This window comes from Paenibacillus sp. FSL R5-0928 (genome assembly GCF_037970385.1).
In the GTDB taxonomy this organism is placed as follows: Bacteria; Bacillota; Bacilli; order Paenibacillales; family Paenibacillaceae; genus Paenibacillus_AQ; species Paenibacillus_AQ odorifer.
Genome location: NZ_CP150225.1, coordinates 1,364,219 through 1,389,588, shown reverse-complemented (window position 1 = coordinate 1,389,588; position 25,370 = coordinate 1,364,219). Strand labels below are relative to the sequence as shown.

The following is a 25,370-nucleotide window of genomic DNA, read 5'->3' as shown; positions in this document are numbered from 1 at the left end:
TTCATTATGTGCTTCATATCCGTAAATCTCAAGGAGAAAGTATAAATACATATACAACTAGGGCGAGTGTGAGCAGGATAAAAACATTCTCTACAGCTCCACCTTTTTTCGTGCCTGTACTCATTAGCTTTAGACGCAGCTTAAATGGAATGGGCGGCAGGGGCGTAATTCCCCTTTGGGTGAGAGAGTCGGCCAATAGATGAAGCGCATAAGACATGCCGCCTGCTATCCATAGACTACCACCATCCTGTATACCCGATGAAGCAAAATACAATAAAGTGCTCCAGCCTGCAACAGCATATAAGGTATGAGTCAATCCACGATGCGGGACAAGTGATGTAACTACGAGTATACAAGCTACTATGTAGTTCCAAGGATCATACGCCCCTCCGTATGCAAATACCGCAGTAGCGATTAGTACCATCACCAGATGCCGCAGCTTTCTTCCCGGCAGGAAAGTTACACTCCCCACAAGTAGGGCCAGTACAATATTCCAAGGGCTTTCAACGATTCCTGCAAAATAAAGATAAATCGCTGCTCCTATCAAAGCAACCTGTAGTATCCTGAGCAGAAAGTCAGGAATCGCCTTGCGTACCAGTAACGAATTCGGTTCATCAATGTCTGGCAGGAGCGAGCTTAATGCGGCGACGGCAATAACCGGGATTGTAATCTCATGGGCCATCAAACTCATAACAGATAGGGTAACCCCGGTGCTGATAATTAAATGGGATCTGCCCATCATAGTGAAACCGCTCCTTTCTAAGATGCAAAAACAAGAACAAATGTGCGGTTATCGAAGTATATCAAGACCCGGTTTTTTTGTCTACATAAAACGCTGAAATCGCTTAGTATATAAGCCTTTGCGCGATTTCTATCTTGTCCTCCCCATGAATATACGATACAATTTGGACAACTTGACCTTGTCGTCTACATAGAGACGGCAGCTGCTGAAGAAAGGATGACCTAAGTAGTGAAGCGTTCCCGTATAGCCGATTTTAGCCTGCTATTGGTGGCGATGATGTGGGGATGTACCTTTCTGATTGTACAAAATGCTGTCAAGGTGCTGCCACCACTCGCGTTTAATAGCATCCGCTTTATGGGCGCTGCCCTGTTGCTGGCTCTAATCACAGTTATTTTTTACCGCAAGGATTGGAAACAGCTAAGTTTCCGCATGGTACGCGATTCTCTGCTGCTTGGCCTTTTTTTGTTTTTGGGCTATGGCTTTCAGACTATGGGACTTCTATATACAACAACCTCTAATACCGGCTTTATTACCGGGCTATCAGTTGTCCTAGTTCCCTTTCTGTCTCTAGCCCTATTGAAGCATGCGATTTCACGATACACTTGGTTCAGTGCAGCACTCGCCGCAATCGGGCTTTATCTGTTGACGTTCACGGGCTCTGCATTATCCTTGAATAAAGGCGATGCCTTGATTCTTCTATGTGCCATAGCTTTTGCGTTACAGGTAGCCTATACTGGCGTTTATGCACCTCATTATCCGGCGTTGCCGCTAGCTACTCTGCAGCTTGCTTTCGTTGGGCTGTTCAGTATTGCTGCCTCGCTTATTTTTGAAGGGGCAACACCGCTCGCCCACAGCGGGGAGCTGATTAAGGACCCAGATGTGCTTTGGGCTCTGCTGATCTCCATTGGGCCAACCAGCGCTTTTGCCTTCTGGATTCAAACCGCCTGTCAGAAATATACTACCCCATCGCGGGTAGCCATTATTTATGCCACAGAACCGGTATTTGCCGTTCTGACGGGTTTAGCCTTTGGCGGGGAAACACTCGGGTTGTCCGCTCTGCTCGGTTGTGGTTGTATTCTGGGGGCTATGCTTATGGCAGAGCTGAGCCCGGAACCGGGTCAGAATCAACATAAGAAGAGTTATTTTTCCAAATTACATTTATTTAGAAAGAGATAAGGAGAGAGACAAATGTACAAATTGATCGCGATTGATATTGATGACACTCTGATTAATGATGACAAGGAAGTAACACCCGCTACCCAAACTGCGCTTGAAGAGGCAGTTGCCGCAGGTGTTGTTGTAACCCTTGCTACAGGCCGTGCTTACGCTTCCGCTCAAGCCATTGCCCGTCAAACTGGACTAAACGTACCTATCATTACTTACCAGGGTGCACTCGTTAAGAACTTGCTCGATGAAAAAGTACTGTATGAGCGTTACGTCCCGCAAGATGCAGTCCGCAAGCTGTTCACTTACTGCGTGGAGCATAATCTGCATCTGCAAACTTACATTGACGACAAGCTATATGCCCGTGAAGACAACCAAAAGATCAAAGACTATACGGACTTGAATAAAACGCAATATTTTATTGAGCCTGACTGGGAAAAGCTTGTCCCGCAAAAAACACCAAAAATGCTAATTATCGATGATCCTGATTTCTTGGATGAACTGGCTCCAATCCTGCATGAATTGCTTGGTGATTCCGTGCATATTACCAAATCCAAACCACACTTTCTGGAAATCATGCATCATGAAGGAACCAAGGGCATTGCACTTGAATTCCTAGCCAAACATTACGGCTGTGATCTTTCCGAGACCATCGCTGTAGGCGATTCTTGGAACGACCATGAGATGCTTGAAGCTGCCGGACTTGGCGTCGCTATGGAGAATGCTATTCCTGCTCTGAAAGAAATTGCTGATTTCGTGACCTTAAGCAACAATGACGATGGCGTGAAATATGCGATTGATAAATTCATTCTTAATAAAGTAAACTAAATTTCCTTAAGCAAAAGGGTGCAGCAACGCCATATTTCATGACGTTGCTACACCCTTTTTTATTCCAAAACTCAAACTCCTGTAGAAGCTAATTCCACTTTCTCGGGTCCCATTCCACTCTCTTCTTCCTGCTCTAGCTGAGAATAGTACAGATCATTATATCTTCCTCCGGCAGCAAGCAGTACATCATGCATTCCACTCTCCACAATTTCACCATTCTCCATCACGAGAATGATATCAGCGTTCTGAATCGTAGATAAACGGTGCGCGATAACGAGTGTAGTTTTGTCTCCCATTAGTTTACGAATGGCCTGCTGCACCAGTTTTTCTGATTCATTGTCAAGTGCAGCAGTAGCTTCATCCAACAGCAGAATAGGAGCGTTTCTCAGAATTGCTCTTGCAATGGAAAGCCGCTGACGTTGTCCCCCGGACAGTCGTGAACCTTCCTCACCAATATCAGTATCCAGTCCCTCAGGCAATTCCATTACAAAATCATAGGCATTCGCTTTTCGCAAAGCTTCCAGAATTTCTTGCTCATCCGCCTCTGGATTTCCATTCCGGATATTATCACGAATGCTTCCCGTATAAAGACCTGCCTCTTGCGGCACATAGGAAAAATAACTTCTAAGCTTAGCCAGACTCATCTCGTTGATCCGCTGCCCATTGATTGTTACTTCGCCTTCATCGGGTTCATACAATCCCAGCAATAGTTTAAAAAGCGTAGATTTACCTCCACCACTCGGTCCCACAACCGCCATCTGTGTTCCCTTTTGAAGCTCTAAGCTAATCTTGTTTATACTTTGTCTCTCTGCTCCCGGATACGAGAAAGAGATCGACGACATAACCATACTCTCAAATTCTGTTTGCTTAGTCTCCACTTCTGGAAGGGTCTCAACCTCCACCGGGCTATCCAACACCTCAAAGATCCGTCCCGCCGCCCCAAGTGATTGCTGCATCGAATTGATCAGTCCCGGCAATGACGAGAACGGCATTACTAAATAATTCATGAGCTGGATGAAAGCAATCATCGCACCAACCTCAAGTGATCCTTTTGCCACAAAATAACCAGCCACGACCAGCGCCAGAAGAAACGTAAAGTTTCCCAAAAAAGAGGAGAACGAGCCAGTAGCTCCCTCAATTCTTCCCCGTTTTAATTCTTCGGAAGTGATATTCTCACTATGTTCCTGATACTGCTTCATTAGTCTGCGTTCAATGCTAAAGGATTTAAACACCATACTACTGCCTAGAACGTCATGTAAAAAGGAAGTAATCTTGCTCATATTAGTCTGAATCTTCACACTGTTCTCACGCATCGCTGAACCGAAGATTTTTCCCGTAAGGAACATCAAAGGCCCCATTGCAAAACAGATCAACGCCAGCAGCCAGTTAATATAGAGCAAATAACCAAAAGCCGCGAGGGCTAGTAAAGGGTTACGGATTAGATCAATCATTACCTCGCCTGCAGCATTACCAACAGATTGATTATCATTAGTAAAGCGGGACAATAAATCCCCGGAATGATTACGGTCAAAATAAGACTGAGGAAGAGCTAAGGCATGCCGCATCATATCCAACCGCAGCTCATTTCTGATCTTGGCAGAGATTTTATTTTTGAAATATCGATCGATGAAACCGTTAATTGCACTCACTAATAAGTAGATTAATCCAAAAATAACCAGCCCTTTAAAAGCTTTCACATCGAGTCTAACCGCAGCATCCGTAATTACTGAGAGCAGCCAAGCAATCGTTAAATCCAGAACAATCCCAAATAAAGTCGTAAATAATAAAATCGTATATAAGAGCTTGTGCCTTAACATGTATGTACTTAATCTTGAGAAAACGCCTTTCTGCTTCAAAGAACCAGCCCTCTCACTTAAAATTCTATACCTCTAACCTTAGCGAACACCTTATTATCATGCCGTTCCCCGTCATACCCAAGACTCGCACTGCGCAGGATCCCTTCCAGTGTAAAACCCGCACGTTCGGCTACCGCGGCACTTTTGGTGTTTCGTTCACTACAAAAGATTTCGAGACGATTCACCCCTAGTTCCCGTATGGCAAAATTGGTGATTCCATTTACGGCTTCTGTCATATATCCTTTGCCTGCACAGGCGCTCCGGATCCAATAACCAATCTCAAAATTGCGGAGTTCCCAGTTTAGATGATGCAGGCTAATGCAGCCGATAAAACCCTCCGTATCCCTTCTAAAAATACGCATATGTAGCTTATACCTTTTTAGAAACTCCAGTCTGCCTTCTCTAGTAACTTTCTCTGATTCTTCTAATGTGGGTATTACTTGAGCAAAAGCCATCCAAGGTCTCAATTCATCTATACTTTCACGGATAGCCTCATTCATGCTAACTCCATCTCCCCATAAAGGGGCACGAATGAGCAGCCTCTCTGTTTCAAAACTCTCGGGAAAATCAAGCAGGATTGGATCCTTGGAGTCAGCCACTTCGTACTCCTCCTCTGGCGATGATTATTATTCTAAATATGTAAAAATAATACGATATGCTTTTTGATTATATAGTATATATCGGGATCTGAATACTGAATGCAATAGAAATCACAAAAGGAACATCAACAGGCTGAAGTTGCCCGAATGATGTCCCTTTTTGATTTAGTGAATATTTCAACTAAAGCAGAGCACTCCGTTTATTGGCTTGAAGAGTTAATTAAACGGATTCAACAAGGCGGAATATAACAGGTTTAAATGGGATCACGAAAACTCCCTTCCAGCAAATGAGGGGAGTTTTCTTTTTATCTAAATTTCATCTAATTTCCGAAGATCCTAAGGGTATTCTCATCCCCGTTTCGGCCAGCGTAACATTTTCCGGTAAAATATATGATTTTCTCATATCCACATCATGCGACATATGGGTATAGATTGCCTTTTGAGGCTTCACAGTTTGCAGCAGCTCCGCTGCTTCCGTCATATCGTATACAGAACGAGTCGATAACTCCGCTGCTTCGTAATAGAAGCTTGTACCTAATACCAGCAAGTCAGCTCCATGCATCAGGCGTGTCTCTTCAGCTCCAAGAGAAATGGAATCTGGACAATACACCCATACATAGCCCTCCTTCTCCAGACGAAAAGCATACGAGTATCCATTCTTGCCATGGTTCACTTTCCAGATATCTATTGTCCAGCCGTCTAGCTCTATGCCTTCATCACAAGGAATCATCTCGATCTGATTGCGCAGCCATGGATATTGCCGCTCAATAATCGGAATCACTTCTGCTGGGGCATAGAGCTGGCCTTTATATCCCATCCAGCGGCAGGCATCCGCCCATTCCGGCAGCCCACCAATATGGTCAAAATGAGCGTGCGTCACCAGCAGTCTGCGCATATTTCGTACTCCCTGCGCTTCCATCTGACGCCGCCAGTCAGGCCCACAATCGATCACTAAAAAGTCACTGCCATTATCTATAAGTACAGAAGAGCGCAGGCGAATATTTTCCCCCTGTTCCCTTGCCTCTGTACAGGTCTCACAGCTGCAATATACCCGAGGAACCCCCATGGCATCCCCTGTACCCAAAAACACCAACGTATCCATCTGTTATCTCTCCTTCAGGTTCTCTTCAACGAAGTAATAAATCTAAATTACCCTCTCTCTATCTTAAAGAGACCCACCAAAAAAAGCCATCCCCACCACAGAAGAACTGCTGGGATGACTCTTTTGTTATACCTCTACCTTATATTCCGGCAAGTACCTGATACCAAATTCCACGCTTGGAATAAAGTGAGCTTCGCACCTCATCCCAGCCTCCTAAATAGTTAATATCAAAGAGGCCCGCCGGATCAGGGTAATCGCTTTTGTGCTCAGCATAGACTTGTTTATCCACGGGACGAAAGCCATAGTTTGCAAAGATCTCTTGTGCCTGTGGGGTTATCAAAAAATCAACCAGTGCTTCTGATGCTACACGAGTCCCATGCTCATCCGCATATTTCTCTACGACAGCCGCCGGATTCTCAATCAGAATTGTATTTTTAGGAATAATAACTTCGTATTTGACTCCCTGGGCAATCCGCGCCAGCAGTTCGTTCTCATAGGTGACAATTACATCCCCCACTCCATACTCGAAGGCTGCCATAGAAGCGCGGCCACTTTTATCCAGAGACTCTACATTGGCATGGATACTTTCCAAAAAAGCTTTGGCTGCTGCTGGATCCTTTGCGCCCTCCTGCTCCTCTGACAGCTTCAGACCAGCCCCATAGATCGCGTTGATATCCCATTGCGCACCACCAGAGGTCTTGGGGTTGGGATATAACACTTTAATTCCCGGCTTGGCTAAGTCCGCAAAATCGCGAATGCCTTTGGGATTTCCCTCGCGGGTACCAAGAGCAACTACTGAACGTGTCACCATACCTTGTTCACCCTGCTCTTTCCATGTTGACGCTACGAGTCCAGCCTTAACTAGCTTCTCGACATCACCTTCCATGGCTAGCAGCGTCACATCCGCTTCAAATCCACCTACAATCGCTCGTGCCTGTGTCCCTGAAGCCTCATAAGACTCCTGAAAACTAATATCCTGACCCGTATCCGCTTTCCACTTGGCAGCAAATAACGGCAAAATATCCTGCATTGCATCCTTAGCCACACTGTATGCGCCAATTACCAGCGTAACATCCCCTTGCTTCGAAGGCTCTGCCATCGTCGTAACTGCCTTCACATTCCCGCAACCGACTGCTGTCAGCGTGAGTATGGCCAGCATTAGGGCAGCAAAACATCCGTGCAGTTGTCTGCTCCTTTTGACATTCATTGCGGCCCACATCCTTCGAGGTAATGATTTTTAATATTTCCTTGAAAGTAGCTCTATGGCTGAAACTTAAAATTCAAGTAACCAACGTTTGGTCTTTGCCGTAATTACGTGGAATGTTTGGACTTTCGGCCGCTGTTGTTCCCAGATTTATTGATTTTATAATCTCAGCGGATTAAATCCGGAAACAAAGGCGGTCACTCCGCTCCTACAGTTCCAAACTTCCACTTCATTACTTCTTACCTTCACATCAGTTCCTCTAATCCTAGCTCATCACATTCGCTACTATCAAAAAAAATTGAAAATCATTTTATTTATTTTTAAATAAAAATCGGCATTGGATCTTCTTTCAGGTTGTTCTCCTGGATCCAGCTGCGCTCATCATTAAATAAATAAGCCCGATGTACCAGTACTGAAATTTCCTGACCCGGCTGCAAGGTTTCTTTCTCCAACGAACGGTAGGTGACCAGCTTGTGGCCATTTACTTCAACCTCAACGAGCCATTCGCTTCCGCGGAAATGCAGATGTTTCACAACACCTTTTTCCGTGGCAGAAGCCATCTTGAACTCATGCAGGTTACCCACTTCAATATATTCAGGACGAATCAGTGCTTTGGTAGGCTTGCCGTCCCCCGCACCTGTAAAGCCTTTAACCTCAGAAGCGTTCTCAATCAGCGTAGATTCACCGATAAATGTTGCCACGAACGGTGTTTTAGGCTCCTTGTAAATATCCCACGGGGTACCCTTTTGTTCCAAGCGTCCTTGATTAATAATCATGATTTCATCCGCTACTTCAATCGCTTCATCTTGGTCATGGGTTACGAAAATAGAGGTGATACCTACACGTTCAATCAGTTCACGCAGCCAAGCGCGCAGCTCCTGGCGGATCTTCGCATCAATAGCGGCAAAAGGTTCATCTAAAAGCAGCAGCTGTGGTTCAGGCGCAAGCGCACGTGCAAAAGCCACACGTTGACGTTGTCCCCCTGATAGCTGATGCGGATAACGTTTCTCGAACCCTTTTAACCCTGTAAGCTCCACAAGTTCCATAACACGATCGCGGATGGCTGTTTTGTTAGCCTTTTTAACCTTTAGACCAAAAGCGATATTATCAAATACAGTCATATGTTTGAAGAGTGCATAGTTCTGGAAGACGAAGCCGATCCCACGTTCTTGAGGAGGAAGATTGTTCACCGTTTGACCATGAAAAATAATCTCTCCGGTATCCGGTGACTCCAGTCCCGCCAGCATACGTAGAATTGAGGTTTTCCCGCCTCCACTTGGGCCGAGCAATCCAATCAGGTGACCTTTTGTAATGGTGAAATTGACGTCCTTGACCGCATGAAAATCTCCAAAATGCTTGTTTAACCCCCGCACTTCTACATGCATATTACTGCACTTCCTTTCTTCTCTTGGTCCATTCCATCAACAGCAGCAGACCTGCGGAAAATGCAGCCAGAACTAGCGCTATTCCTCCAGCAGCCGTTACATTAAAATTCTCAACATCCTGATAGACTAAAGTTGTCGCCGTCTGGGTTTTATTCATAATGTTCCCCGAGACCACGAGCACCGCACCGAACTCTCCAAGTGAACGTGCCACCGTAAGAATGACACCATACACAACCGCCCAACGAATCGAAGGCCAAGTTACCTTCCAAAAAATAGTCCAGCTACGAGCGCCCAATGTCGAAGCCGCTTCCTCCTGCTGTGAACCAATCTCCTGAAGCACCGGCATCACCTCGCGCACCATTAAAGGAAAGGTAACAAATAAAGTGGCAATGATCATTCCGGGAATCGCATAAACGATCTTTAGTCCAATCCCCTCAAAAATCGCCCCCAAGGTACTATCGGGACCCAGCAACAGGACAATCATCAATCCTCCGATTACAGGGGATACTGCGTAAGGCAAATCTACAATACTGTTCAATAATCCTTTTAGACGCTTGCCGATCCAGTTCGCCCGAACAAGATACAGAGCCATCATAATACCGAACAATGTATTTAATAACGTAACTACTATCACAACAAGCCCAGTCATCATTAGCGCATGCAGCGCTTCGGGCCTAGTCAGAGCATTCCAGAAACCACCAAATCCTTCACTAAAAGCACCAATAGCCATTTTTCCTAATGGAGCAGCAATCAGCAGAAAAAACACTAAATAAGTAAGAGCAATCCATAATTTCCTCATGAGCATCTCCCCCGCATCTGCAGCATATTAATCAGCCAAAGAATGAGAAAGGATAAGGTCAAGAGAATAACAGAAACCGCAGCGGCGGAGACCGGATTATCACTTTCAACTTCACCAAAAATAAAAACAGAAGATACAAGCGTACGGCCCGGAATATTCCCTGCGACGAGTACCACTGCACCAAATTCCGCAAGTGCCCTTGAAAATGCGAGCATCCCACCACTGATCATCCCAGGCGCCATAGATGGAAGAATAACTTGCCAGAATACCCTTGCTCCCTTGGCACCCATTGTATATGCTGCTTCCTCTTCGGATGGATCCAACTCCTCCAGCAAGGGCTGAACCGCTCGAATCACGAATGGAAACGTCACGAACACCATAGCAATTACGATAGCCGGTTGATGAAAAACAATTTCAAATCCAAGTGCCTCAACTGCTTTGCCGATAAGACTACCTGGTCCAAGCAGCAGTAGAATCATCAAACCTCCGACAGCTGTTGGAAGTGCAAAAGGTAAATCGACCAGACTGTTTAGCAGCGCTTTACCAGCAAATTGATAACGAATAAGGACCCAAGCAATCATAGTTCCTAAGAAGACATTAATTAAAGTAGCGATAATCGCCAGCTTTAAGGTTAACAGCACCGACTTCCAAGCAATTGGATCGCTGACGCTTTCCACAAAATTGCCAAAACCAAGAGAAAAAGAGTTGTAATAGACCCCGAGTATGGGCAACACGATCAATACTACAAAATAGAGCAAAATTGTAGTTCGGAAACCCCAAGTCCAGCCTTTGTGTCTAAGCAGCGAATTCAATGATTTTTGCCCTCCCACCTCCGGATAACCGGTCGGTATACTAACCAAAATCCTCATTAATTATTCCTATTTATATACTTGGTTTTATATTATTACTACTTTACCAAATCCTTCTCACCGCCGTCAATTACTTTCAAGTGAATTTGGGTTAAAATATATGTATCAAAGGTACACTAAAAAATGGCACCTCACAGGAAGGAGAATGATTATGTTGCATACTCTGGAGATCACTACTACAAAGCGGGATGAATTGCGTGATATTACTCGGGAAGTCATTTCTTATGTAAAAAAAAGTGGAGTTCAAGACGGATTGATTGTAGTTTATTGTCCTCATACCACTGCTGGTATTGCTATTAATGAAAATGCGGATCCTGATGTGAAGCATGATGTTCTGATGCGTCTGGATGAGGTCTACCCTTGGGAGCATCCGAAGTATCGGCATGCGGAAGGCAATACTGCCTCTCATCTTAAATCTATTACTACCGGGCCTTCCCAGACCCTGATCATCCACGAAGGTGAATTAATTCTCGGTCGTTGGCAAGGTATTTATTTCTGTGAGTTCGATGGACCTAGACGCCGGCAATGTTTCTTAAAAATAGTAGAGGGATAATAAACATACAAATGGCCGCTTCCGTTATCGCTACGGAGCGGCCATTTAGACTATAACTAGAGTCTAGTAATACTTTCATCAAGCAGAGAAGCAGTGTTATACCAATGCACAGCTTTAAAGTGAAGATCTATAAAAAAAACAGCATGTTAAAGGCTGCGACATAAAACCTTTATATGAGCTAACGCTGCCTCTTTCACATCGTCAAACGATACTTTATCCTGGATATAATAAGAAATAAATCCGTGTGCAGACAAGAACATTGTTAACGGCACATTCTGCCAGTCCTCAGACACATATCCCTCTTCCTTCATATGACGGCGTACAATACTTGAGAATAAATCAAAACATCGTCCCTGTTCTGCTCTACAATAAGCTAGCAATTCCTCATCGCGAATCATGAACATAATTTCATATTGATAGGGATGATCTATTCCAAATCTAATAAATTCCATAATCAGCTGTTCTACCCTTGTCATTCCTTCTTCAGGCGGTTTATTCATTACTTGGCTGAGTAAAGCAGCCACATGATTAAAATCCTCTACAACAATAGCGTAGAACAACTCCGCCTTTTCCTTGAAATGATAATAGAGAGAGCCGTGGCTATATCCCAAATGCTGACCAATACTTCGCATTGAAATTGCCCGATACCCTTTGGTTATAAATAGATGCCTAGCGGCCTCTAGAATCCTTTCCCTCGACAACTCCTGCTCCACTGCTCTCCTTGCCATATACTAATCCCCTTCGCTGTAGTAAATCCGCCGCCCTTCTGTTATCAGGGCTTGCCCTTGGGTTAGATCTGTTATCCATGCCATAAAAGTCTCACCCTCATCATTTCGCGGCAAACATAACAACGTTACTTTGTCGGTGAACAAAGTCTCGCCAGTCTGAATCCCTCTTCCTCGAAGTTCGTTCTCAACCTTGCCCAGCCAAGTGTACTCGATCTCTACGAATACCTCTCGTCTCAGTACACGGGTGATTACTTCTCCTGCTTCAAGCGCAAGCACTGCTCCATCCGTATAAGCTCTAATCAGCCCACCGGCACCCAGCATAATGCCTCCGAAATAACGGGTAACTACGATTGCGACATTTTTAACTCCCTGATTGCGGATTACTTCCAAAATCGGTTTGCCGGCTGTACCACTCGGCTCCCCGTCGTCCGATTGCCTCTGGATTTCGTCTCTCTCCCCAATCACATAAGCAGAACAGTTATGCGTTGCGTTCCAATGTTTCTTCTTGATGTCCTCGATAAACAACAAAGCTTCTTCTTCATTCTCCACTGGCATAACATGACCAATGAAGCGAGATTTGCGGATCACAACTTCCTTTGAGCCGGAAGAGCGGACCGTTCGATAGTGTTCTAACATAATTATTCCAGTCCTTATTTACATATGATGTCTTCATATAATGTCAGGAGCAGTCCCGGTATTGGATTACCTATGGACTGCTCCTGGTGACTTACATTAGTATGAATGTTCTGTGATAACTAGCTATTGTAAAACCTACTGCAATACTATTCAGTAAGTCTTGCTTCTAGCTCTGCTTTTTCTTTTTCGTAACCTGGTTTGCCAAGCAATGCGAACATGTTTTTCTTGTATGCTTCTACGCCTGGTTGGTCAAATGGGTTAACACCGAGCAAGTATCCGCTGATACCGCAGGCTTTTTCAAAGAAGTACACCAAATATCCAAAGGTGTATGGTGTTTGATCAGGAATAGTAACGATAAGGTTAGGTACTTGACCATCTGTATGTGCAAGCATTGTACCTTGGAAAGCTTTCTTATTCACAAAATCCATAGTCTTTCCTGTTAAGAAGTTCAAGCCGTCCAGATCATCCGGATCATTCTCAATCGTAACATGATGAGCTACTTGATCTACTTGGATAACCGTTTCAAAAATGTTGCGGTTACCTTCTTGGATAAATTGACCCATGGAGTGTAGATCTGTGGAGAAATCAACGGAAGAAGGATAAATTCCTTTGAAGTCCTTACCTTCACTTTCGCCAAACAATTGTTTCCACCACTCAGATACAAAGTGTAAGGAAGGCTCATAGTTGACGAGGATTTCAGTTGTTTTACCTTTACGGTATAAAGCGTTACGAACTGCAGCATATTGATAAGCTTGGTTAGTAGCTACATCTGGATTGTTGAACTCATCCGCAGCGGCAGCAGCACCTTGCATCATTTCTTCAATGTTAATGCCAGCTACAGCAATCGGCAGCAAGCCTACAGGTGTCAATACGGAGTAACGTCCGCCTACATCGTCTGGAATGATGAAGGATTCATAACCTTCTTCAGTTGCCAATTTCTTAAGGGCACCTTTTTCCTTGTCTGTAGTAGCGTAAATGCGTTTACGAGCTTCTTCCTTGCCGTATTTCTTCTCCAGCGCAGCGCGGAAAATGCGGAAAGCAATTGCTGGCTCAGTAGTAGTTCCTGATTTGGAGATTACGTTCACGGAGAAGTCTTTGCCTTCTACTAGATCAAGCAGATGCGTGATGTATGTAGAGCTAATGTTATTACCAGCGAAATAAACTTCTGGAGTTTTGCGTTTATCTTTAGAAAGGTTATTGTAGAAAGAATGCGATAACGCCTCAATAGCTGCGCGTGCTCCCAGATAAGAACCTCCGATACCAATTACAATCAGTACCTCGGAATCGCTTTGGATCTTCTTAGCAGCTTGTTGAATGCGAGCAAATTCTTCCTTATCATATGCTGTCGGCAGATCGATCCATCCAAGGTAGTCAGAACCTACACCAGTTTTGTTATGCAACTGTTCGTGTGCTAGCTTAACTGGGGCGGCAAGGTTGTCGATTTCTTGTTGGTTAAAAAACGAAAGAGCTTTTGTGTAGTCAAAATTAATCTTCTTAGACATCGGTAATGGTAACCTCCTGTTTTATCTCTTTAAATTTAAAACCGTTTGTTACAACTTTATAATTAGGATACTTTAATTTGCCTTGACTGGCAAGGTCTTAGGGCACATAGAGGGCATTAGAACCAAGTTTTTCAAAGTTCCTTGGAAGCGTTTCCTGTATCAAAAGACATAGGTGTGCTGTGGTGCTGGACAAAGTGCCGTGATAGAATAAAGAAAACGGAAGGTGGCTATATAAATGAAACAAATCGGTTTTATCGGACTCGGAACAATGGGTGCGCCTATGGCCTCCAATTTACTACGTGGCGGCTTTCAGGTTACGGTATACAACCGTACGGCAGCCAAATGTAAACCTCTTGAAGCAGAAGGTGCCCAGACTGCTCTCACGCCCCGCGAAGCGGCTGAGGGTAAGGATGTTATTATTACCATGATCAGCAATGATGATTCGGTTCGTGAAGTGTTTTATGGTCAAGATGGTATTCTTGATGCTGTGAAGCCTGGTGGACTAATTATTGATTCCAGCACAATTTCACCAGGACTAGTTCGTGAAATTGCCGCTGCTGTAGAAGCTCGCGGTGGACATTTCCTAGACGCGCCAGTAACTGGAAGCAAACCAGCAGCGATTGAAGGAACCTTAGTGTTCATGGTCGGCGGTAGTGCTGAGGTCATAGAACAACATCGTGATATCTTTGATACTTTGGGTAAGAAGCTGCTACATATGGGTGAGAACGGCAGCGGCGCTGTGGCCAAGCTGGCTCACAATGCTATGGTCGGCATTCATAATGTTGCCCTAGCCGAAGGGTTCGCCATTGCCGTTAAATCAGGCGTACCAGCAGACAAGTTCTTGGAACTGGTACAACTTGGTTCAGCGGGCAGCAAACAAGCTGAGCTTAAAGGACGTAAAATCATAGAAGATGATTTCAGCAATCAATTCTCTCTAGCTCTAATGCTTAAGGATTTGAAGCTTGCCTCTGCCCACAGCGATTCAACAGGCGTTCCTTCTCCTATGCTGGGCTTGGCTAAAAGCATGTTCCAAGCTGGATTCACCCAAGGTTATGGTGAAGAAGATCTCTCTGCTGTAGTGAAATGTTACGAAGAGTGGATCGGCCAAAAGATGGGTGCAAATGTATCCGATAAATAAATTCAAGAACTCAATACCTACTTCATAAGAACATTTACGACCGCCCCGCACATGATATTGCGATACGGTCTTTTCTTTATGGAGAATTCCATTGTTAAATCAAATATACGAACGTTTGTTTGTATTTTTATAATACCAAATTAACAGTTGTAGTGCAAGAAAATATTGGTTGCTGTAGAGTTACTCGGGACGTTGTGGCGGTGTTGGTGGGATAGTTACTAAGAAGGTCGCGAAGTACTGGTTAGTCGCAAAAAGTTACTGAATTAGTGGTGAAATGCTGGTTAGTTACTGGTTAGGCTAGTTAGTCGCTGGCTATCGGACTCCATAGTCGTTATTGGCATAAAAAATGCCAATTATGAGGCTGTTTCTATGGAATAGCTGCACTGGAGTCCGAAAGCTTGCTCCAAAGGCTATAAATTTGCTAATAGCGTCATCTGGGTCCTTAAGTGGTAGGAATGGTGCTGACCCAGTGTTAAATTAGTGTTGCTCCAGCGCTAACGTCGTCTGGGTCCGTGCGCGGTGGGGATGGTTATGACTCAGTGCTAATTTAGTGATTATCCGATTCAGCTCTAACGTCATTTGAGTCCTTAAGCCTCAAAATAGAATGATGAATACATAATTGAACATCAAGCAATCACCAGCCACAACAAAAAGCAGCGATCCTCCAATAACGGGAGAACCGCTGCTTTGCTGACTTCTACGATTTTTAAAGTGTATCCGGGTCGTCTCACTCAATGAAAAAAGCTACTTATAGGACAACCCTTAGAAAAGTCTGTTTTCTATAGAACCGGGTAAGAACAGCAATAATCAGTTACTTCAAATACTTCCAACGCAAATTTAGAGTTGCCAGGAACATTGAACGTTGACGCTCCCTTAATCTCCTGCCATACCTCAGTGCCGGGAAGCAGCACTTTAAGATCGCCGGACAGAATCTCCATAATTTCAGGACCATCTGTACCAAATTCATACACACCCGGCAACATGATGCCCAGTGTCACCTTAGATCCATCTTGCAAAATTACCGTACGGCTGGTTACTTGTCCGCCATAATATACATTGGCTGCTTTTTCGATCGTTGCGTTGTTAAACTGACTCATTACTTGTTCTCCCCCTAATGATTATTCAGTTAATTACAGAAGTGCTTTCACACGGCTAACTACGTTCTCTACAGTAAAGCCGTATTCTTTCATAACTCTATCGCCAGGGGCGGAAGCTCCGAAAGTAGTGATGCCTAGGATATCGCCTTGGTCACCAGTGTAACGTTCCCAGCCGAAGGTTTGTGCCATTTCGATAGCAAGACGAGCTTTGACTCCTGGAAGAATTACGGAATCGCGATATTCTTTGTCTTGTTTTTCGAACAGATCCCAGCTTGGCAAGCTGATTACACGAACATCGATGCCTTCTTCTGCCAAAGCAGCTTGCGCTTTAACTGCCAACTGTACTTCAGAACCAGTTGCGATAAGTTGTGCTTGTGGAGTGCCATTTTTGGAATCAGAGACAACATAACCACCACGTTTGATATTTTCACGAACGCCATCTACGGTTCCAGCAAGAATTGGCAAGTTTTGACGGGTCAGAACCAAAGCAACCGGATTCTCTTTGTTTTCCATAGCATAAGCCCATGCTGCAGAAGTTTCGTTAGCATCAGCCGGACGAATAACAGTTAGACCTGGGATGATACGCAAGGAAGCCAATTGTTCGATTGGTTCATGCGTAGGACCATCTTCACCAACTGCAATACTGTCATGTGTCAGTACATAGGTTACTGGCAATTTCATGATCGATGCCAAACGAATTGCTGGACGCAGGTAGTCTGTGAATACGAAGAATGTTCCTCCGAATACTTTAAGACCAGTGTGCAGAGCAATACCGTTCATTGCAGCAGCCATACCAAACTCACGTACGCCGAAATAAATGTTGCGGCCATCATAAGATTCTGGTGTGAAAGATGTCAAACCATTCAAATGCGTCATAGTGGAGCTTTCCAAGTCAGCGGAACCACCCACTAGCTGAGGAACGCCAGCAGTCAGACCGTTAAGCGCACTACCGGAAGCGACACGAGTCGATACTGCTTTATCTTCAGTAGTGTAAGTTGGAAGGTTAGCATCCCAGCCTTCTGGAAGATCGCCATTGATTACTGTTTCGAATTGTGCAGCCAGCTCTGGATATGCTTTTTTGTAAGCTGCAAATTTATCGTCCCAAGCTTTGTTAGCTGCGATTCCGTTTTTCTTCACTTCTGCAAAATGTGCACGAACTTCGTCAGGCACATAGAAATCTTCTTCGTATACCCATTTGTAGAAATCTTTGGTCAGCTTAGCTTCTTCTGCTCCAAGTGGGGAACCGTGAGTACCGCCATGGCCGCCTTTACCTTGTTTGTTAGGGCTACCATAACCAATAACTGTTTTCACTTCGATCAAAGTCGGTTTGCTAGTCTCAGCTTGCGCCTCAGCAATAGCTTTTTCAATAGCCGGAAGGTCATTTCCGTCTTCTACACGCAGAACTTGCCAACCATAAGCATCAAAACGTTGAGCTACATTTTCGGAGAAAGAAAGATTCAATTTACCATCAAGGGAAATATCATTTGAATCATACAATACAACCAATTTTCCGAGTTTCAAATGACCCGCAAGAGAAGCGGACTCAGAAGAGATCCCTTCCATAAGGTCACCATCACCACAAATAGCATAAGTATAGTGGTCAACTACGTTATGTCCTTCTTTGTTGTAGGTTGCGCCCAATTGAGCTTCGGCCATAGCCATACCAACGGCCATACCAATACCTTGTCCAAGCGGACCTGTAGTTGCATCAACACCAGCTGTGTGACCAACTTCCGGGTGACCAGGAGTCAAGCTACCCCATTGACGGAATTGTTTCAATTCTTCCATAGGAAGATCATAGCCGCTAAGGTGCAGCAAGCTGTACAGAAGCATGGAACCATGTCCAGCGGACAATACAAAACGATCGCGGTTTACCCATGTTGGATGATCAGGGTTATGATTCATTGTTTTTGCAAACAGTTGGTAGCCCATTGGTGCAGAACCCATTGGCATACCTGGATGGCCGGAATTCGCTTTTTCGATAGCATCAATAGCCAACGTACGAATTGTTGTGATAGACAGGTTATCTACTGTTGAGTTTTCTTCCTTCTGGATCGCTTGTTCTTGTTCACTCATTTAATAGTTCCTCCTCTGAAATCTCAAGAATGTCATTTTGACTCTTATTGTATCACTAGTGTGGAAGCAATTCCAATTGTTTTTAAAAACTCTTTGTTTGACAGCTTATGTTTTGCAATATCTACGCATTTATATACGCAAAAGTAACTATGTCATGAGACGGGTTTTTACTTAGCCTATGGTCTAGTTTTCTATTGCGACTAAAGTTTGTTTTACAATGCTCGAATATAAAGTAAGATGGAGTTACTCAAGTAAAATTTTCATTCATTATCCAATATCTCCAAGTGGAAAGGAATTCTGAACATGACTTCGAAAAAGGATGTTTATATTGTGCTTACCGGTACAGGTACAGCCTTCAGTGGTTTCATTAAGTGGTTTACAAAAGCTGATCTGAACCATGCTTCGATCGCCTTTGATAGTGAACTACGTGAGGTGTACAGCTTCGGAAGAAAAAAAATGCACAATCCATTCGTCGCGGGTCTGATTCAAGAAAATTTCATTCACCCTTTTTATAGCAGCGCAAATTGCTCTATTTATCAGTTACGTGTTAGTGCCACGGAATACGATGCCATGTACAATCATGTCCAAGGGATGATGAAAAATCAGGAACGTTATAAATACCATCTTTTAGGCCTGATCGGCGTACTTCTAAATGTTAAAATAGATCGAGAGAACGCTTATTTCTGCTCTCATTTTGTTGCTTCCTTATTTGAAAATACCGCAGTTCAGCCTGTGAATAAGCCTTCCTGCTTTGTTACCCCGGAGGATTTCGCTCTTTCACTCTGTTCCCATAAAATATTCAGCGGCAAGTTATCCTATTATGTGCGTAGAGCTCAAAGAGCCTCTGCGCGTTCGACGAATATACCTTTACATACACCTTCCGTTGCGACAAGAATGATGAGAATGAATGAAGAACGGACTGAAGGAGTTATATAAGTTGTTGCTCGTAAAAAAAGGGCTATGCGGATCGTATTTCCGCGTAGCCCTTTTTAGATGAAAAAAGGATAAAGTCGTAGATATATCATTACTTCACACGATGGTTCCGAAAATATTCGGACCAATCGCCAGCGATCACAACAGTAACTGTATCTATTTTGGTATTGTACTCATTCTTAGCTGTGAAGGTAAATTTCACTGGACCATCGGGAAGTTTCACAAATGCTGGATCATATAATTCGCCTGTCCACAAGGTTTTGTCACTGTTCGTTGGATTTAGTTGCGTAGAATAACCTCCCGTCATCGTTACCTCAACAGTATCAGGTAGACCGGTTGCTATCCCTTGCAATATAAATCGCTCACCTGCCCAAAACACATTGTAGCCTCTTGGACTCTCCTCATTACCGCTCTTGTTCAAATTGTAGCCTTTACGGTTGTTATTCCATTCCTCTGTGTGCTGGACCCCACCTTTAATACTCAGCAGATTAACCATGAAATATTTACGCGCTGAGATATTACTCCAGTTATAACCATCAAAAGCTTCCACTTCCACGGCATATTTTTCGTTCTCAACCAATATTCCCGCGGGCACTTGCCACTGTTTGGCACTTGAATTTTGTTCGCCAGATTGAACCTTAACCATCCCTGTCGCCATGTTGATAATTTGTACCTTATACCGCTGTTGTTCATCTCCATCCTCATCTTGATAATCCCACTTGATGATTGGTGTAAGCGTACTTGCGATCATAGGCTTACTTGAGTCAGTACTTGTTGGGTACGTTATCGTTACGGTCGGTTTACGGTTGGCTACGGTGATAATCAGAGATATCTCTCGATACAGTCCTAGAGAATCCGTAACGGTTTGTTTCAAGGTAAAGACGCCATTTGAGGTGAATTTCTTCGTAAATTCAGCTTGAGTACTAGCCAATCCGTACGTCCCGTTGGATGATTTCAAATCATACTTATAGCTGATCGTATCTCCTTTTGGAATGTCTGGATCCGTCGCTTTGCTCTTGATATTAAGAAGATCCGTCCGATAAATCGGCTCTTTGGCAGCATCTCTACCTGTATCCGTGATTAGTGTGAATCCAGGCTGCGGCGGATTGTCGATGATAAACGTTTTTTCGTTAGATATTTCTGACCAGGATAACTTGGAATAAGCCCGCCCATATACAGTGAAGTATTCAAATCGATTGAATGTATGGTTAGGGAGTTGATATTGCCGCAGCTGACCTGTGGTGTCAAGGTTCTCAACTGTCTTAACTAAGAGTCCGTCTTTTGAAAAAAATTCTAAACGGTACTTCTCCTGCCGATCACTCTCTGGGTCTGTATAATTCCATTTAATTAATGGATCTCCTTGTATTTCGGCATCTATTACGGATGGATTGGTTACGGTTCCCGACGGGGTTATCAATGTCATCGAGGGCGCTAGATTCTTAGTAACATTCACCTTCAACGTAGCTATATTAGACTTATCACCGATCTGATCGATAACCCAGTGTTCCAATGTATAGATACCGGACTCAGGAAAATTAACATCAATATTAGGAGTTCGAAACCATTGCGTAATGCCATCACTATCTGTTACTTTCCAGAAGTATTGCAGACTAGCGAGATCTGAGGGATCTCCATCCTCATCAAAAGATGTATATTGTCGGGTATCATATTGGAATACTGCCGATGGACCATTAATAGCAGCTGTTGGAACATGATTTTTAACAGTAAATACACGTGTTGCATTGGAACTTAAAGCTCCAATACTTGAGGGATTAGGTACGTCTGTTGCTTTAAGGCGCATTTCCCATCCTTCTGATATAGCCTGTTGCGGTGAAATTCCGTTTCCAGCAATAAGATCTCGTATCGTCAAAGATTGGTTGCGGTTGCTGCCAGCATAATAATAAGGACTATTGTTGAGTTTGGCGTACCATAAATAAGCAAGCGAATCTCCATCTTCATCAGGATCTGGTGTTAGATTATCCATTGTAATTACAGTATCTCGATATACTTCAGCTGGCATGTTAAATGCTGCTGCGGGTGGGTGATTAATCACCTGGACATTTTGGCGATACCAATCTGACCATAAACCTCGGTTGTCATGCACTTGTAAACTAATTTGATAATTACCGATTCCAAAAGCTGCGATATTAGGTGGCGTTGTAGCTCCACCCCAATGCTCCCAAACTTTGTTCCAACCATCTTTGATAACCGTCCAGTAATACATATCTAATGGATCATTATCCGGATCAAACGATTTGTCTGTTATGGTAGTAGATTTGCGATAGGAAACAATATTAGGATCAACAGTAAATAGCGCTACGGGAGGTAGATTACCTGCAGCCCCCACCGTCCTTACACACCAGTCGCTCCAGACCCCTAACCCATTTTCGCCATCGACATCACGTACTCTAAGGCGTATGTCATATTGTCCAGAACTCGGTAATTGAGCTGGCGGTTGACCGTCTGTCCATATTTCAGAATCAGTTTTTTTATACTGCCATTGCCAAGCTATAAGTCCCTTATTAACAGCCATGATGTGGTCCAAATCGTAGGAACTATCTGTTAGCTGAAGAGATCCCCACGCCAGTTTGGCAGCAAACAATGCAATGGGCTTCCGATGAACATGATAGGTCATTGAGGATAAATTATCTCGACTCCATAAACGATAGTCATCGAATCGGTCATCGTTTTTAGGATTATCTCGTGCTTGAAAGGTTGCGTTATAGAGTCCGCTATATGGAAAGGAGGTATACCTTTCTGAACGCCATAACCCACTATCCGAAATGATACCCATCGAATTATCGAAGAAATACGGGTTATGATCGTATCTATAGCGTTCTTGATATTTAAAATCTCCTTCATAGTCCTTGTATGTGGTTGATATGTCTATAGGAGTGTTAATCAATATAAAGGATTTATTCCTAAGCCTATAGGATACATTAACGACCAACGATTTCTCATCCTTATAATTATAAGGATCCACAACCTTGATAATGATATTGTGCCGTCCAGGAGGAATTCCGTCTGCCAAAACATCTATTGGGATGGAAAACCATTTATTATTTAATGCCTGTTGGATATTGACTTGTTTATAGAACACATTAGGGATTTCAGCACTAACGACTAGATCATTATTGTCCACATCTCGAACATATCCCTCGATGTTCATACCACTGAATCCTGGCTCATTCAGTAGCTGCTGCTCGCTTGGTGTAGTCACTGTGAGCGTAGGTGCTGAATTTATTATTAGAGGTATGTTATCCCAATCATAATATACGTTGTTATGCCAACCATTCATCCATTCGTTAGGTTGGTGTTGCGCATCACTTGCTCTTAGTGCGACTTTAAGAGCTTTTGGAATTCCATACTTCGTTGGATAAGCATAACTTTCATAAAAAGCGGTCGTATTTCTGTCAAGGTTAAACTGAAGACTATCCGAACTTTTCACAGGTGGCATTTCTTCAATTCTCCATGAGGCATCAGTAGCATAATCAGTATTACCACTTCCATCTGTCCTGTACATATAACTGTAAATATTAAGAAATCTAGTACGCTGCGTATCATAGTACCAATTAATATCCCCTGATGTTAAAATTACAGGCGCATCAGGTACATAATCGTAGCGCAGTATTCTTGTTGTTAGATTAAAAGTAATATTGGTTAGGGTCATAGCAGGCATATTCAAATTCAAAGATCCTATATTCCCCATAGCAGGCTCCCAAGGAGTTGTTTTATTAAATCCTTCAAGACGAATATCCATAAAATTGACGATATTTGGGTCACCTGCCGCCTCTACCTTAACACTCCCCGAATAAAATTCAGGGAATGAAAGAAGTAGTAATACAAGGGCCATAAACGTTGAAATTGTTTTTTTTAATTTCCGCATCTCTAATCCTCTCTACCATGACCAATCGACATCAGGTGCTTGATTTTTAACCGTAAAGATTCGTTCGATTACATTTTGTGTAGCTTCCGAATCTATGGATTGCCGATCAGCCTGCGTCACAAACTCAGCAATAGTCGGCTGACCAAACTCTTCAAATACAGTTAGTCTTACTTCGTATTTTCCGACTTCCTTTACCTTGAGATTCAAACGATCTAAATTCTCATTGCTAAAAATAGCCCATGGCTCACCTGTAAAACTACCGTTGTTATCTGAATCGTAGCGGTATTCCCAAAGCCTACTAACCACAATATCTTGATCTGGAGAGTAAGACATATCATCTATTGATATGGTCGCTTGATTACCATCTGAAGGATTACGATACGCAGTTCCAGCCATCGTAAAGTACGCAAAAGGTTTCTGGTCTGGTGCTATATCAAAAGTTGTTTCGTTTCTCGCAGTTAGCCCTAATGTATTCTCCACAAAAATGGTTGCTTTATATTTCCCTGGCTTCTTGAATAGCACATCTTTGCTATATACTCCGTTCAGGGATCCGCTATATTTAATATCAGAATTCGTTCCACCTGATACGGCTGTGATGGTGATTTTAGTCTTAGCATCTACTAACGGATAGTGAGTCGGGCTACTAACGTAACTTTGTATGATAACCTTTCGATTTTGCTTTAATGTACCATCTACCCTGATAGATGCATCTGGTTTTGGCTCGATGACATTGATCTCAGTGCTAGTACTTCCAGTCATTTTGTCATCGTCTATTACAGTCAAAGCAAGTGTTTGTTCCCCCAAATGGTCTTTATCATACCAAAGCGTTCCCCTTGGCAAAGTGCTCAATTCTCCCTTAGCATTAGGCGTATCCCAAAAGTAATCCGTAATATAACCATCAGGGTCATACGACCCTGCTGCACTGGCTACAAACTCTTGTCCTGCTTTTACAGTTTTGGGTGCATTTATAAGAGCTACTGGAGGTTTTAACTCTCTCGGTAGTTCTGGCGGTGATGTAGGACCTGGAAACCCTCCTCCCGGAGGATCTGAGGTTGTATACACTCCTGCTTTGACTGTAAAAGATTCTTTTAACGAGTCGAACTTACTTCTTTTGGTCACGACTTCATTCTTAAATCTCACTACTATACTTAGTTCGTACTCTTGACTGTAGTTACTTTTACCTGCCACTTTCTCCTTTGGAATTTCAAATTTGAAAGTTTCGTTTGCCGTTAGGGTTTTGGTATACACCTTTTTTGTCTGGAGTGAACTGTCATTCCCTTTTTCTTTGGCATAAAAAATCCATTCTGAAATGTTCGAAGTATCTTTATAGGATACGAGTTCGCCCTTCAAAGCGATTTTAACTGGCACGTTCTTATTATCAAACTTAATTGGGTTTGGATTAGGTTGTTCTATAATTGCGGAACCTGTGAGTGTAGCTTCATCTGGGAGACCGTATTCAAAGCTGACTGTTCCCCCGTAGCTGTAGGTGGTTACTTTGGCGTCAGCCTTATAATAATAATGTGTGTAAGCATAATATTTCCGACCTTCTGCTTTTCCAGTTAAACCCGTATTATCTTCAGGGTCCCAAGGTACCCCTGCAGGAATCATATAGTTCAAAATAATTCTTCCATTTTTAAACTTTGGATCTTGAGCATAAGAAGATTTCTTAACAACATAAGATTTTATAGTAGATTGAATAATATCTTGAGAATCAATAACTTCCGTCTTCGATCCGTTATACCACTTTAGGTATTCATTTTTTTGAAAAGGTCCTGCAGTTACTACCGTTGTTGGTGGATTCTTAGAGGGATAACCATCTGCAGCAGCTACGTCTTTTGTCTTCATTTGATCTTTGTATTCATCGTACTCGTTGATTTGCCATCTTCTACCGTCTGAGTATAACCATATTGAATTGTATATTTCAGACTCATAAAGCGACTCAAAAGAAGCTCTATAACCCTGAACCTCTTTTATATACTTTTGATTAGATACTCCCTTTAATGTAACCTTAATTTTCCCATTCTCAAGAGAAAGGTTGGTTTTTTCGTTAGATCCACTATATTTAAAAGTACCTGTCTTAACTGATGAACTAGATACTCCACTAGGAAGTTCCAGATAAAAGTCCTTAGCAGCATTGCTTGATCCTTGCAATCCTGTAGTAATAGGAACAGCAACCGAGATCAATTTCATCTCAGCTGCTTCTACTGAAATGGTTGTCATTAGGGAAGTGAGTAGCATAATGCATAGACATGAGATGATTATTTTTTTCATTC

At 43.2% G+C, this 25,370-nt stretch carries 20 protein-coding genes; 5 read left to right on the top strand and 15 right to left on the bottom strand.

The features are described 5' to 3' along the window. Window positions 1-28: 28 nt before the first annotated feature. Window positions 29-742, bottom strand: coding sequence for a metal-dependent hydrolase (locus MKZ16_RS06070; protein WP_038569151.1), 714 nt, complete (start codon window positions 740-742; stop codon window positions 29-31). Window positions 743-970: 228 nt separating this feature from the next. On the opposite strand from MKZ16_RS06070, the gene MKZ16_RS06065 reads away from it, so the two are divergent. Beyond that, window positions 971-1,918, top strand: a complete 948-nt coding sequence (locus MKZ16_RS06065) for a DMT family transporter (protein WP_076104833.1) — start codon at window positions 971-973, stop codon at window positions 1,916-1,918. A 12-nt stretch (window positions 1,919-1,930) separates the two neighbouring features. Further along, on the top strand, window positions 1,931-2,734 hold the full coding sequence (locus MKZ16_RS06060; protein WP_036681768.1) for a Cof-type HAD-IIB family hydrolase: 804 nt from the start codon (window positions 1,931-1,933) through the stop codon (window positions 2,732-2,734). Window positions 2,735-2,805: 71 nt separating this feature from the next. On the opposite strand, the gene MKZ16_RS06055 is transcribed toward MKZ16_RS06060, so the two are convergent. The 7 genes from MKZ16_RS06055 to cysT form a co-directional block, all read right to left on the bottom strand. Further along, window positions 2,806-4,590: an ABC transporter ATP-binding protein gene (locus MKZ16_RS06055; protein WP_076104834.1), complete on the bottom strand. Its 1,785-nt coding sequence runs from the start codon at window positions 4,588-4,590 to the stop codon at window positions 2,806-2,808. 17 nt (window positions 4,591-4,607) lie between these two features. Next, window positions 4,608-5,189, bottom strand: a complete 582-nt coding sequence (locus MKZ16_RS06050) for a GNAT family N-acetyltransferase (RefSeq protein ID WP_076104835.1) — start codon at window positions 5,187-5,189, stop codon at window positions 4,608-4,610. 316 nt (window positions 5,190-5,505) lie between these two features. Next, the gene (locus MKZ16_RS06045; protein WP_076104836.1) at window positions 5,506-6,291 is read right to left on the bottom strand and encodes an MBL fold metallo-hydrolase; all 786 of its coding nucleotides are present in this window, start codon (window positions 6,289-6,291) and stop codon (window positions 5,506-5,508) included. A gap of 139 nt (window positions 6,292-6,430) precedes the next feature. Continuing rightward, entirely contained in the window at window positions 6,431-7,498 is a 1,068-nt protein-coding gene (locus MKZ16_RS06040; protein ID WP_076104837.1) for a sulfate ABC transporter substrate-binding protein, read from the bottom strand. A 317-nt stretch (window positions 7,499-7,815) separates the two neighbouring features. After that, on the bottom strand, window positions 7,816-8,880 hold the full coding sequence (gene cysA, locus MKZ16_RS06035) for a sulfate ABC transporter ATP-binding protein (protein ID WP_076104838.1): 1,065 nt from the start codon (window positions 8,878-8,880) through the stop codon (window positions 7,816-7,818). 1 nt (window position 8,881) lies between these two features. Further along, complete coding sequence (locus MKZ16_RS06030; protein ID WP_076104839.1) at window positions 8,882-9,679, bottom strand: sulfate ABC transporter permease subunit; 798 nt, start codon at window positions 9,677-9,679, stop codon at window positions 8,882-8,884. Then, window positions 9,676-10,491: a sulfate ABC transporter permease subunit CysT gene (cysT, locus tag MKZ16_RS06025; RefSeq protein WP_076104840.1), complete on the bottom strand. Its 816-nt coding sequence runs from the start codon at window positions 10,489-10,491 to the stop codon at window positions 9,676-9,678. The genes MKZ16_RS06030 and cysT overlap by 4 nt, the downstream gene beginning before the upstream one ends. Window positions 10,492-10,699: 208 nt before the next feature. Here cysT and MKZ16_RS06020 point away from each other — a divergent pair, with 208 nt between their 5' ends. Continuing rightward, the gene (locus tag MKZ16_RS06020; protein ID WP_076099035.1) at window positions 10,700-11,101 is read left to right on the top strand and encodes a secondary thiamine-phosphate synthase enzyme YjbQ; all 402 of its coding nucleotides are present in this window, start codon (window positions 10,700-10,702) and stop codon (window positions 11,099-11,101) included. A 146-nt stretch (window positions 11,102-11,247) separates the two neighbouring features. On the opposite strand, the gene MKZ16_RS06015 is transcribed toward MKZ16_RS06020, so the two are convergent. The 3 genes from MKZ16_RS06015 to MKZ16_RS06005 all read right to left on the bottom strand — a co-directional run bounded on the left by MKZ16_RS06015 (window position 11,248) and on the right by MKZ16_RS06005 (window position 13,967). Then, a complete protein-coding gene (locus MKZ16_RS06015; protein WP_036681739.1) occupies window positions 11,248-11,829 on the bottom strand; it encodes a TetR/AcrR family transcriptional regulator in 582 nt (193 codons plus the stop codon). 3 nt (window positions 11,830-11,832) lie between these two features. Then, window positions 11,833-12,465 (bottom strand): YigZ family protein, encoded by a 633-nt coding sequence (locus MKZ16_RS06010; protein WP_076104841.1) that lies wholly within the window; start codon window positions 12,463-12,465, stop codon window positions 11,833-11,835. A gap of 146 nt (window positions 12,466-12,611) precedes the next feature. Continuing rightward, window positions 12,612-13,967, bottom strand: coding sequence for a glucose-6-phosphate isomerase (locus MKZ16_RS06005; protein WP_036681734.1), 1,356 nt, complete (start codon window positions 13,965-13,967; stop codon window positions 12,612-12,614). Window positions 13,968-14,202: 235 nt separating this feature from the next. Here MKZ16_RS06005 and MKZ16_RS06000 point away from each other — a divergent pair, with 235 nt between their 5' ends. Then, on the top strand, window positions 14,203-15,105 hold the full coding sequence (locus MKZ16_RS06000; protein ID WP_076099037.1) for an NAD(P)-dependent oxidoreductase: 903 nt from the start codon (window positions 14,203-14,205) through the stop codon (window positions 15,103-15,105). 779 nt (window positions 15,106-15,884) lie between these two features. Here the strand turns inward: MKZ16_RS06000 and MKZ16_RS05995 are convergent. Together MKZ16_RS05995 and tkt are read right to left on the bottom strand one after the other, a co-directional pair. Next, a complete protein-coding gene (locus MKZ16_RS05995; protein ID WP_036681729.1) occupies window positions 15,885-16,202 on the bottom strand; it encodes a pyrimidine/purine nucleoside phosphorylase in 318 nt (105 codons plus the stop codon). A gap of 33 nt (window positions 16,203-16,235) precedes the next feature. Continuing rightward, window positions 16,236-18,278: a transketolase gene (gene tkt / locus MKZ16_RS05990; protein ID WP_036681727.1), complete on the bottom strand. Its 2,043-nt coding sequence runs from the start codon at window positions 18,276-18,278 to the stop codon at window positions 16,236-16,238. Window positions 18,279-18,581: 303 nt separating this feature from the next. Between tkt and MKZ16_RS05985 the strand changes: the two genes are divergently transcribed. Beyond that, window positions 18,582-19,214, top strand: a complete 633-nt coding sequence (locus MKZ16_RS05985; protein ID WP_036681725.1) for a hypothetical protein — start codon at window positions 18,582-18,584, stop codon at window positions 19,212-19,214. An 88-nt stretch (window positions 19,215-19,302) separates the two neighbouring features. On the opposite strand, the gene MKZ16_RS05980 is transcribed toward MKZ16_RS05985, so the two are convergent. Together MKZ16_RS05980 and MKZ16_RS05975 are read right to left on the bottom strand one after the other, a co-directional pair. Continuing rightward, entirely contained in the window at window positions 19,303-23,097 is a 3,795-nt protein-coding gene (locus tag MKZ16_RS05980; RefSeq protein ID WP_076104842.1) for a hypothetical protein, read from the bottom strand. Between the two features lie 12 nt (window positions 23,098-23,109). Then, window positions 23,110-25,368, bottom strand: coding sequence for a PKD domain-containing protein (locus MKZ16_RS05975; RefSeq protein ID WP_076104843.1), 2,259 nt, complete (start codon window positions 25,366-25,368; stop codon window positions 23,110-23,112). Between the last annotated feature and the right edge of the window lie 2 nt (window positions 25,369-25,370).